An 11,349-nucleotide genomic window follows, 5' to 3' on the forward strand; every position below is an offset into this window, starting at 1 on the left:
CGGATCGCAGGAATGATCATCGCTGCGGGGGGTGGCCGCCGGATCGGCGGGCCGGAGGCCCTGCTGCACCAGGGCGGTAAACCCCTGGTCGACCAGATGATCGACACGCTGACGGAGGCAGGCTGCGGGCAGATCGTGGTCGTTCTGGGCGCCGCGGCCGACCAGGTCCGCCAGACCGCCGACCTGAGTCGCGCCACGGTGGTGGTCAACCGCGCCTGGGGTACCGGCGTGGGCTCGTCCATCCGGGCCGGTCTCGCCGGCATCGACGACGACCGGGTCGAGGCGGCGGTGGTGGTGCCGGTGGACATGCCCGGGCTCACCGCCGCTGCGGTCCGCCGGGTGGCCGCGCTGCCCTTCCCCGACGTGCTGGTCTGTGCCACCTACAACGGCCTGCGCGGTTACCCGATGCTGTTCGGCCGTCGGCACTGGCCCGGCATCGCCACCCTGGCCAGTGCCGACGTCGGCGCCCGCCCGTACCTGCTGGCGCACAAGGACCAGATCGTCGACATCGCCTGTGACGCGGTGGCCGACGGCAGTCGGGTCGATACCCCCGAGCTGATGGCCCTGTACGGCCTCACCGTCCCCGAACAACGCGTAGGCGCCTGACCCCCACCGCCCCTCCCGGGCGCGTTGATCAAGAAGTTTTGGTCGGGATCGCGCCGGCCGCAGGACCAAAACTTCTTGATCAACGCATAAGGAGTCGGGGGGCGGGGGCGGGGGTCAGGGGAGGCGGTTGGTGGTGGTCAGGCGGCGGTACCAGTGGGCGGAGTCCTTCCAGGTGCGCTGCTGGGTTTCGTAGTCGACGCGGATGATGCCGAAGCGGCGGTCGTAGCCGTACGCCCATTCGAAGTTGTCGAGCAGGGACCAGACGAAGTAGCCGCGTACGTCGGTGCCGGCGGCCATCGCGTCGTGCGTGGCGGCGATGTGCCGGTGGAGGTAGTCGATCCGGCGGTCGTCGTGGATCGTGCCGTCCGGCGACACGACGTCGTCGAAGGCGGCGCCGTTCTCGGTGATCATCAAGGGCTGGTCGGGATACTCGCGGTGCAGGCGCAGCAGCAGCTCGGTCAGGCCGGCCGGCTCGATGTTCCAGCCCATCGCCGTGTACGGACCGGGTTGCGGCAGGAACTCGACCTGCTCCGAGCCGACCCACGCCGAGTGCGCCGAGCGGCCGTGCCCGTCGGCGTCCGACTTGGGTGAGACGCCGTCCCAGGCACGGACAAGCGTGGTCGAGTAGTAGTTGACGCCGAGCACGTCCAGCGGCACCGCGGCGGTGGCCTCGTCGCCGTCCCGGACGAACGACCAGTCGGTGACCGCGGCGGTGTCGGCGAGCAGGTCCGCCGGGTACGCCCCGTCCAGCATCGGGCCGAGGAAGGCCCGGTTGGCCAGGGCGTCGATCCGGCGTGCCGCGTCGGCGTCGGCGGCCGAGCCCGACGCCGGCCGGATGACGTGCAGGTTCAGCGTGACCGAGAGCTGCGCCGCCGGTGCCAGGTCACGGATCACCCGGCCGGCCAGGCCGTGCGCCAGGTTCAGATGGTGTACGGCGGCCAGCGCCGCGGCCGGCTCGGTCCGCCCCGGCGCGTGCACCCCGGAGGCGTACCCGAGGTAGGCCGAGCACCACGGCTCGTTGAACGTGGTCCAGGTGTGCACCCGGTCCCCGAGCGACCCGACGATCTTCTCGGCATAGTCGGCGAAGCGTGCGGCGGTGTCCCGGGCCGGCCAGCCGCCCGCGTCCTCCAACTCCTGCGGCAGGTCCCAGTGGTACAGCGTGGCCACCGGCCGGATGCCGAGTTCGAGCAGCCGGTCAACCAGGCGGGAGTAGAAGTCCACTCCCGCCTGGTTGAGCGCGCCGGAGCCGCCGGGCTGCACCCGGGGCCAGGCGATCGAGAACCGGTACGCCCCGAGCCCGAGCGCGGCCACCTGGTCGAGGTCGTCGGCCCACCGGTGGTAGTGGTCGGCCGCGACGTCGCCGGTGTCCCCGTTCAGGGTGCGGCCCGGGGTGTGACTGTAGGTGTCCCAGATCGACGGCCCCCGTCCGTCCTCCTTCGCCGCGCCCTCGATCTGGTACGCCGCCGTCGCCGAACCCCACACGAATCCCTCAGGAAACACGACGTCGCTCATGTCGCCACCTCCGTCACCTCGCACTCGTACCCGGACGACGCGCCCGCCACCAGCTCGGCGCTGGCCGTTCCGTCCTGGTAGGACACCTCGAACTCGGTGCCCGGTCCACCGTCGGGTGCCGGTACCCGCACCCGGGTCCGCTGCCCGGGCACCGGCGCGAACATCCGCAGCCGTACGCCGTCGGCCCACGGGTAGTCCGGGCGGTCGGTGACCGAGCCGAACGCGATGACCGACCCGGGCCGGGCCAGCACCGGAACGCTGTCGAAGTCGTGCTTCTCGGTGACCCAGCCCGGACCGGTGACCTGGGCACCGGTGGTCAGCTGCGTCCAGGTGCCGGCGGGCACGTAGTAGGTCACCTGGCCGTCGGCGCTCATCACCGGTGCGACCAGCAGGTCCGGGCCCAGCATGTACTGCCGGTCGAGGTACGCGGCGGTCGGATCGTCCGGGAACTCCAGGACCATCGGCCGCATCACCGGTACGCCCTCGCGGTGAGCCTCCTCGGCCGCTGCCGCGAGGTACGGCATCAGGCTCAGCTTGAGCCGGGTGAAGCGGCGCAGCACGTCGACCGCCTCCTCGTCGTACGCCCACGGCACCCGGTAGGAGCCGGAGCCGTGCAGCCGCGAGTGCGACGACAGCAGGCCGAAAGCGATCCAGCGTTTGAACACCGCCGGGTCGGGGGTGCCCTCGAAGCCGCCGATGTCGTGGCTCCAGTAGCCGAACCCGGAGGCGGCCAGCGACAGCCCGCCGCGCAGCGACTCGGCCATCGCCACGAATGTCGACTCGCAGTCGCCACCCCAGTGCACCGGGAACTGCTGACCGCCGGCGGTCGCCGACCGGGCGAAGACGACCGCCTCGCCCTCCCCGCGTTCGGCCGCCAGCAGCTCGAAGACGGTCTTGTTGTAGAGGTACGCGTAGTAGTTGTGCATCCGTTGCGGGTCTGAGCCGTCGTGCCAGACCACATCGGTGGGGATACGCTCGCCGAAGTCGGTCTTGAAACAGTCGACGCCCATGTCGAGCAGCACCTTGAGCTTTCCGGCGAACCAGTCGACCGCGTCCGGGTTGGTGAAGTCGACGAGCGCCATGCCGGCCTGCCACTTGTCCCACTGCCAGACCGAGCCGTCCGGGTTGCGGACCAGGTAGCCGGCCTGCCGGCCCTCCTCGAACAGGTACGACCGCTGGGCGATGTACGGGTTGATCCAGACGCACACCTTCAGGCCACGCTCGTGCAGCCGGCGCAGCATCCCCTCCGGGTCCGGGAAGGTCGCCGGATCCCAGATGAAGTCGACCCAGTGGAACTGCCGCATCCAGAAGCAGTCGAAGTGGAACACCGACAGCGGCAGGTCCCGCTCGGCCATGCCGTCGATGAACTCGGTGACCGTCTTCTCGTCGTACGAGGTGGTGAACGAGGTGGACAGCCACAGCCCGTACGACCAGGCCGGGACCCGCGCCGGCCGGCCGGTGAGCGCGGTGTAGCGGCGCAGTACGTCCTTCGGGGTGGGCCCGTCGATCAGGTGGTACGTCAGCGACTGGCCCGGCACGCTGAACTGGGTCTGCGACACCACCTCGGAGCCGACCTCGAACGATACGTGCTCCGGATGGTCCACGAAGACCCCGTAGCCGGCGCTGCTGAGATAGAACGGCACGTTCTTGTACGCCTGCTCGCTGGCGGTGCCGCCATCGGCGTTCCAGATGTCGACGGCCTGGCCGTTCTTGACGTACGCGCCGAAACGCTCGCCCAGCCCGTAGATGGTCTCGCCGACGCCCAGGGCCAGCCGCTCGTGGACGTACTTGTTGCCCTCGGCGTCGGTGACCGCGCCGATGCTGCGCTCGGTGGACGAGGTGACCAACCGGTCGCCACGCAGGAAGTCCACCCGCCACGGCCCGGTCAGCGCGACCCGGACGGTCAGCTCGCCGGTGGTCAACCGCGCGCTGAGCCCGGTGACCTCCACCTGCACCGGATGCTCGGTGCTCTCGGCCAGGGTGAACCGCGGCTGCTTGGGCAGCCCACCGGTGTGGTGACCGATTGTCACTCCGACCACGCCGGGCGCGGGGGAGAAGAACCGTACGGTGATCACCGGCCGGTTGAGGGTGTCCCCGCGTCCGGTGATTCGCCCGATGGGTGCGAAGACGGTGAAGGACCGCTCGTCCGGCTCCACCGACTCCACGGTGCCGGGGCGCAGCACGCTGACCCCGGGACGCAGTTGCCAGTACCCGTCGGTGAACTTCACTTGTCGGCTCCTGCCGTGATGCCGCGCGAGAGGGTGCGCTGGAAGATGAGGAAGAACAGGATCGCCGGAAGGAGACTGATCAGTGCCCCGGCGTTCGTGGTGGGGGCGTCCATCAGCCGGTCGCCCTGCAACGAGGCCAGCGCGACCGGGACGGTCTGCGTCTGGTTGTCGATGAGCATGACCAACGGGATGAGGAACTCGTTCCAGGTCCAGATGAAGAAGAAGACGAGCAGCACCGAGATGGTGGGCCGGATGTTCGGCAGCACCACCCGCCACAGGGTTCGCCACCGGCCGGCCCCGTCGAGCGCGGCTGCCTCCAGCAGGGTGCGCGGGAAGGTGCCGAGCACCGAGGCGAGCAGGTAGGTGCCGAAGGCCGCCTGGATGACGGTGAAGATGATGATGACCGCCAGGCGGGTGTTGTAGAGCCCCGCCTCCTTGGCGAAGTGGTAGAGCGGGTAGATCAGCGCCTCCTGCGGCAGCATGTTGGCCAGCAGGAACAGGCCGATGATCCAGAGCCGGCCGCGGACCCGGCCGATGCCCAGGGCGTACGCGCTGAGCAGTGACACGACGACCGCGAGGACCGCCACCGAGCCGGAGATGAGCACCGAGTTCCACAGCTTCACCGGGAAGTCGACCTGCTCCCAGTAGGTGCGCAGGCCGGTGGTGTAGAACTCGCCCGGCCAGCTCAACGGGCCGTTTGTCGAGTAGTCGCCGGGCGACTTGAAGGCGTTGAGCAGCATGAACGCGAACGGCACCAGCATGGCGAGCGCCGCCGCGCCGACCAGCGCGAGCACGATCCACCGGGCGATGCCCCGGTGCCGCCGGTCAGCGGGACGCCGTACCCGTCGGGGCGGGGTGAGGGTGATCGCCATCAGAGCACTCCGTCCCGGCGCTCGGCACGGTTCTGCGCCCGGATGAACAGCACCGCGACCACGACGATGATCAGGGTCAGCACCATCGAGATCGCCGAGCCGTAGCCGACCTGCAACCGCTTGAAGAAGGTGAAGTACGCGAAGTAGGAGGGCACGTTCGTGGCGTTCTCGGGCCCGCCGCGGGTCAGCGCGAAGATCGGGCCGAAGACCTTCATCGCGGCGATGGTGCAGGTGAGCCCGACCACGAACGTCTCCGGCCGGATCTGCGGCAGGGTGATCGCCCGGAACCGCCGGAACCAGCCGGCCCCGTCGATCTCCGCCGCTTCGTACAGCTCCGGGTTCACCCGTTCCAGGGCGGCCATGAAGACCACCACCGGGTAGCCGAGCTGAACCCAGATCATCACGGCCATCACGGCGGGCAGCGCGGTGTTCGGGTCGCCAAGCCAGTCGTGGGTGAGCGAGCCGAGCCCGACCGCGTCGAGCAGCCCGTTGAGTGCGCCGTCGGGCCGCAGGATCCAACCCCAGACGATGCCGGCCACCACGACCGGGAGCACCTGCGGCAGGTAGAAGGCGGCCCGCAGCGCGGCGGCGGTGCGGGGCCGGAACCGGCGTCCGATGGTGTCGAAGAGCACCGCGGCGAGCACCAGTCCGATCAGGGTGGGCAGCACCACCATCGCGATGATCATCGCGACGGTGTTCTGGAACGAGGTCCAGAAGACGTCGTCGGTCAGCAGATCGCGGTAGTTGTCCAGCCCGATGAAGGTGGGGTCGCCGACGCCGGACCACTTGGTCAGTGAGAGGTAGCCGGTGTAGACCAGCGGACCGCCGATGACCAGCAGGAAGAGGACCGCGCCGGGGAGCAGGTAGGGCCAGTACCCGGCGTCGGAGCCGGACCGGCGGCGCCGACCTGCCGGTTTCCGGGCCGGGGCGTCGACCGTGTCGAGGGATGCCATGGAAATCCTTCCAGGGGCGGGCAGGCGCGCGGGCGCGCCTGCCCCGGCCGCCGTCAGTCGCGCTTGATCTCCGCGACGCCGTCCTGGTACGGCCCGGAGATCGCGTCGAGGACCTGCGCGGGCGACCTGGACTGGTTGATCAGGCCCTGGAATCCGGAGACCAGCACGTCGTAGTAGCCCGGGACCGGCCAGTCCGGGTAGAAGGCCAGACCGTCCTGGGAGCTGACCGTGTTGAAGTCCTCGATCAGCTTGCGGTCCTTCGGGTCGTTGATCGTCGCCGGGTCACCGGCCACCGGCACGCCACCGTTGTTGCCGATCAACGCCTGGATCTCCGGCCGCATGGTGATGTCGATGAAGTCGTACGCCAGGCTCTTGGCCTTGCTCGTCTCCGGGACCACCCACAGGTTGCCCGAGGAGCCGGCGTGCAGGGTGTTGCCGGGGAAGAGGAAGGTGTCCCAGTCGAAGGAGATCTCACTCTTGAAGCGGCCGAACCACCAGCTGCCGGAGACGATCATCGGGGTCTTGCCGGAAATGAATCCGGTGCCCATGTCCTCCGCCTTGAGGCTGGCGGAGTCCTTGGCGATGTACCCCTTGTCCACCCATTCGGCGAAGGTCTCGGCGCCGTACTTGAGCGGGTCGGCGGTGAAGTCCACCGGGTTGGCGTAGAGCTGGTAGTTGTCGACGAAGGCCCGGTCGGCCCGGGAGAGGGCGAGCTGGTAGAAGAGTTGCCCGGCCGGGTACTCGGCGCCGGACATGCCCAGCGGCGTGACGCCCTTGGCGACGAAGGTGTCCATCGCGGCGGTCATCTCGGCCAGCGTCGTCGGCACCGTGACCCCGTGCTCGGTGAAGAGGTCCTTGTTGTAGTAGACCATCACGTACTCGCCGTAGTTGGGCACGCCGTACCAGTTGCCGGAGCCCATGACGCCGTTGTCGTACCTGGCCGTGGTCTGGAGGCTGGGGCTGAGCGCGGTGTCCCAGCCACGCTCGGTCGCCTCCTCGGTGAGGTCGGTGAGCAGGCCCTGCGAGGAGAGCAGCCCGGCGGTCGCGTTGCCCTTGTTGTACTCCATCACGTCCGGACCCTCGGACGAGTTGATGATCATGCCAGCGTTCTGCTGGATCTGCTCGAACGCCTTGCGCTCGAAGCGCACCTCGACGCCCTCGTGCTCTTCCTTGAAGATCTCGATCGCCCGGTCCCAGGCGATGCCCATGGCGCTGTTGGCGCTCTCGTAGTGCCAGAGCTTGAGGACGTTGGCCTCGCTGTCGCCACCGTCGTCGCCGCACGCCGCCAGGCTGGTCGCCGCGAGCGCCGCCACTGTGGCGGCCACGGCTACGCTACGGAATCGTCGCATTGCTAGTCTCCCTGGTGAGTATCGAGCCGGTACTCCTTCAAGCCCGTCGTCGCGTGGCAGCGCGACGGCGGGCTGCTTCGGTACCCGGGGACGACCGTTCGTCGGCCGCCTCCGGGTCGGTGGTGCTGGCAGCCGGCGTACGTGGCGGGCCGCTGGATCCACGGACCTCCAGCACGCACGGCAGCAGTTCCTGGTGGATCTCCCCGTCGCCGCTCTCGACGTGCCGCAGCAGCGTCTGCACCGCGATGCGGCCGAGCGCCGAGCCGGGCGACGTCATCGCCGTCAACGCGGGCGTGGCCAGCTCGGCGACCTGCGGTGAGGTGACCATCGAGACGACGGACACGTCGTCGGGGACGGTCAGCCCCCGGGTGGACAACTCGCCGAGCAGCCCGAAGACGGCGCTCTCGTTCATCGCCAGCACGGCGGTGAGATCGGGCTCCTGGCGCAGCGCGCTGGCCAGTGCCGCTTGACCACTGGCGGCGCTGTCCTCGGCGGGGATCATCAGCGGTGTCAGACCGTGCTCGGTCATCGCGGCGGTGAAGGAGTCACGGGTGCGCAGGGCCGGGCCGTAACCCTCGGCGATGGTGTCGGCCGAGTGGTTGACGTAGACGATGCGCCGGTGGCCGAGGCCGACCAGGTGGTCGACCGCCGCGCGGACGGTGCGGTCGAAGTCGATGTCGACGTACGACAGGCCGCTCGGGTCCTCGGTGCGCCCGATCAGCACCGTCGGCACGCCCGCCTCGCGCAGCACGTCCACCCGGGGGTCGTGCAGCTGGACCTCCATCAGCAGCGCACCGTCGAGAATGCGCTGGCTGGCCAGCCGGCGCAGCTCGTCGAGGTCGCCGACGCCGATCGGGGAGAGCACCAGGTGGTAGCCGGCGGCCACGGCGGCGGAGGTCGCGCCGGTGACGAAGGCGGTCTCGGTGGCGCCGATGCCGCGCTCGTCCATCGGCAGCAGCAGGCCGAGGATCCGACTGCGCCGGCTGGCCAGCCCACGGGCCAGGGCGTTGGGCTGATAGTCCAGCTCGGCCATGGCGGCGAGGACCTTGTCCCGGGTGGCCTGGGAGATCGGTCGGGCGCCGGTGAGCACGTACGACACGGTGCTGACCGACACCTGGGCGCGACGTGCGACGTCCTGCATGGTGGCCATCCGGCACCTCCTCGCGGTATGCCCCGGCGTTGTCGAAGCGCTTCGACTAAGCAGTTCGACAGAAGGTAGGTCAGGTGTTACGACCACGTCAATAGGCAGTGACGAACTGAGGTCGGATCCCGCTCGATCAGCGTGCCGGCAGGTCGAATCAGCCTGTGGGCAGGTCGAAGAGGTCCGTTGCGGCCTGCCAGCAGACCATCCGCAGCCAGTCGTCACCCAGGTCGAGCCCGGCCAGACCGGTCAACTGGTCGGCGTAGGGGTAGGGGATGTTGGGGAAGTCGCTGCCCAGCAGCACCTTCCCGGCCAGCCCCAGCTCGCGCAGGCGCGGCAACTCCTCGGCCGGGAAGGGCACGAGCTGATCGAGGAACGGGGTGAAAGCCATCGTGGTGTCCAGCCGGACCCGCTCGTGCCGCTCGGCGAGATCCAGGAAGGCGGGATAGTCGGGCGCACCCAGGTGGGCGACGATCGCGGGCAGCCGCGGGTGCCGGGCGAGCAGCGCGGCGAACGGCTCCGGCCCGGTGTGCGCGGTGCCCACCGGCGCGTGCCCGGCATGCACGACCACCGGCACGTCGGCCGCGCTGAGCAGGTCCCACACCGGCGCCAACGCCGGGTCCGTGGGTGCGAAACCACCCACCTGGAAATGCACCTTGAACACCCGGGCACCGGCGTCGATCGCCTCGGCGACGTAGCGCGGCGCCGTCGGCTCGGGGAAGAAGGTGGCCGACGGCAGGCATCCGGGGGTGTCGCGGGCGAAGTCCAGCGTCCACTGGTTGAGTTGCTCGGCCATGCCGGGCCGGTGGGCGTACGCGAGTGCGCTGAATGCCCGTACCCCCAGCCGACGGAGGTGATCGACGCGTTCCACGTCGCTCCACCGGTACCGGATCGGCCACTCCAACCCCACCAACGGACCGGCCGACTCGAAGTACTCCCACACGCGGCGGCGCAGCCTCGGCGGCAGGAAGTGCACGTGGACGTCGGCCAGACCGGGCAGACCGAGCCCCTGCCAGAACCGTGGCACCGCCTCGTCGGCGGCCACGATCGCCGGGTCGACGGGCTCGACACTCACAGGTCGAGGTTGAACTTCTGGAGCACCGAGGGAGCGACCAGCCCGACCGCGGCCAGCACCGACACGATGGTCAGTGCGGTGCGGACCACGACGATCTCGGTCTTGCCCCCGGCCCGCAGCGCGATCTTGTCGGGCAGGCTGATCGGTGTCCACATCCGGCGTTTGATCGGAATCGGCCAGAGAATCGGTACGCCGGCTCTGGTGATCATGTCACCGATGATATGCACGAAACTGCCCACGCCGACGGCCAGCCCGATCATCGGATAGCCCCGGTCGCCGGGCAGGTTCGCCGCGGTGAACGTGGCCGCGCCGGCCGAGACCAGGGTGACGATGACCCAGCCCGCGCGCTCGGCCCACTCGTCGAACAGGCCGCGCAGCGCGAGGCCGATCATGAAGAACAGGATGCCGATGACCGCCCACTTGCCGTACCGCGCGCAGAGCGTGGTGGTGCCCCAACCCACCAGCACGGTGAACGGGATGGTGTGGGTGAGCGTCCGGTGGCCGTTGCTGCGCTTGGGATCGCGGCTGAGCTTGGTGGCGTAGTAAACGCCCAGCGAGACCTTCTCCACCACCTCGGCGATGAACAGCGAGAAGACACCGAACGTGCGGGCCACGGTCGCGCCGCCCTGGTTGCGGGTGACCTTGCCGGACAGATCGAGATCGGGCAGCAAAGCCCCACCGGCGCAGACGGCGGTGCCGACGGCCAACGCCAACGGCGACTGCTCGTAGTCGTAGAAGTGCTGTAGCGCCCAGGACCCGCTCAGCCATACCGCCGCGCCAGACAGCGCGTGCGACGGTCCCATCATCTCGGCTCGCCCTCCCCAGGGATCTTGAGCGCCAAAACTACGCCACTGTAGTTCGCGGCGACGCCGCAGGGGGACCATCCTTGTTGTCCACTTCGGACAACCATCGGAGGTGGTCGGTGGGCCGGGCCGACCACCAGGAAGTATGGCAGCGTGTGACGGTCGGTCGGCCCGATCTGTCGGCGATGGGACGGGCGGCGTCACCACCAGCGCTTGCGCGGCGCGCGGACGGTCACGTCGCCGAAGATCGCCCGGCAGCGCACCTCGATCACTGGTGCGCCCGCCGCGACAGGGCCACTGAGCTTGGACTGCTTGCTCCCGAAGATCGCGCTGCCGGTGAGCCGGACATCGGTGCCCTCCGCCACGACGATCGTGACGTTGCCGAAGATCGCCTCGGCGTCGATCCGGGTCACCCGCCCGGGCAGCCGGGCCTCGTGCAGCTCGATCCGGCAGTCGCCGAAGACCGCCCGGGCCTCGATGCGCTCCGGTGCCGGCCACGCGCCCTTGCGTACCTCGTTACCGAAGACGGCCAGCAGTTTCTCCGTCGCCGGGACGAGCGCGCCGGTGGCGGGTCGGGCCGCCACGTCCGGCAGATCCCTGGTCACCCGGGCCAGTTCGCCGCGGGTCTGTGCGGCGTGGGCCGCACCGGCCCGCTCGGAGTACTCGTCGAGGGTCAGCCGGCCCTCGGCCGTGGCCTTGCCGAGCAGCTCCACGACCTCCTCCCGTTCCCGGTCGGAGACTCGCAGCTGGTCGGTGTCGTCGTGCCGGTCCGGTTCCACGGTCCGAGACTAACCGCGTCCCGCGAACCGA

10 protein-coding genes are annotated in these 11,349 nt (G+C 69.8%); 1 reads left to right on the forward strand and 9 read right to left on the reverse strand.

The features are described from left to right. Positions 1-12 precede the first annotated feature (12 nt). Complete coding sequence (locus O7624_RS25910) at positions 13-606, forward strand: NTP transferase domain-containing protein (protein WP_093407260.1); 594 nt, start codon at positions 13-15, stop codon at positions 604-606. Positions 607-720: 114 nt separating this feature from the next. Here O7624_RS25910 and O7624_RS25915 read toward each other — a convergent pair whose 3' ends face one another. The 9 genes from O7624_RS25915 to O7624_RS25955 form a co-directional block, all read right to left on the reverse strand. Continuing rightward, complete coding sequence (locus O7624_RS25915) at positions 721-2,118, reverse strand: GH1 family beta-glucosidase (protein WP_282237597.1); 1,398 nt, start codon at positions 2,116-2,118, stop codon at positions 721-723. Then, positions 2,115-4,346 (reverse strand): alpha-xylosidase, encoded by a 2,232-nt coding sequence (gene yicI / locus O7624_RS25920; protein WP_282237598.1) that lies wholly within the window; start codon positions 4,344-4,346, stop codon positions 2,115-2,117. Before yicI ends, O7624_RS25915 begins: the two co-directional genes overlap by 4 nt. After that, positions 4,343-5,218 carry a carbohydrate ABC transporter permease gene (locus O7624_RS25925; RefSeq protein WP_282237599.1) on the reverse strand — a complete coding sequence of 292 codons (876 nt, stop codon included), beginning with the start codon at positions 5,216-5,218 and terminating at the stop codon, positions 4,343-4,345. The genes yicI and O7624_RS25925 overlap by 4 nt, the downstream gene beginning before the upstream one ends. After that, complete coding sequence (locus O7624_RS25930) at positions 5,218-6,171, reverse strand: sugar ABC transporter permease (RefSeq protein ID WP_282237600.1); 954 nt, start codon at positions 6,169-6,171, stop codon at positions 5,218-5,220. The genes O7624_RS25925 and O7624_RS25930 overlap by 1 nt, the downstream gene beginning before the upstream one ends. Before the next feature lie 53 nt (positions 6,172-6,224). Beyond that, a complete protein-coding gene (locus O7624_RS25935) occupies positions 6,225-7,520 on the reverse strand; it encodes an extracellular solute-binding protein (protein WP_093407246.1) in 1,296 nt (431 codons plus the stop codon). 37 nt (positions 7,521-7,557) lie between these two features. After that, positions 7,558-8,670, reverse strand: coding sequence for a LacI family DNA-binding transcriptional regulator (locus O7624_RS25940; protein WP_282237601.1), 1,113 nt, complete (start codon positions 8,668-8,670; stop codon positions 7,558-7,560). Between the two features lie 148 nt (positions 8,671-8,818). Then, positions 8,819-9,709, reverse strand: a complete 891-nt coding sequence (locus O7624_RS25945; RefSeq protein WP_282240766.1) for an amidohydrolase family protein — start codon at positions 9,707-9,709, stop codon at positions 8,819-8,821. 23 nt (positions 9,710-9,732) lie between these two features. Further along, positions 9,733-10,542: a metal-dependent hydrolase gene (locus O7624_RS25950; protein ID WP_093407241.1), complete on the reverse strand. Its 810-nt coding sequence runs from the start codon at positions 10,540-10,542 to the stop codon at positions 9,733-9,735. Between the two features lie 197 nt (positions 10,543-10,739). Continuing rightward, positions 10,740-11,318, reverse strand: coding sequence for a DUF1707 domain-containing protein (locus O7624_RS25955; RefSeq protein ID WP_282237602.1), 579 nt, complete (start codon positions 11,316-11,318; stop codon positions 10,740-10,742). Between the last annotated feature and the right edge of the window lie 31 nt (positions 11,319-11,349).

Source organism: Verrucosispora sp. WMMD1129, assembly GCF_029581255.1.
GTDB lineage: Bacteria > Actinomycetota > Actinomycetes > Mycobacteriales > Micromonosporaceae > Micromonospora > Micromonospora sediminimaris.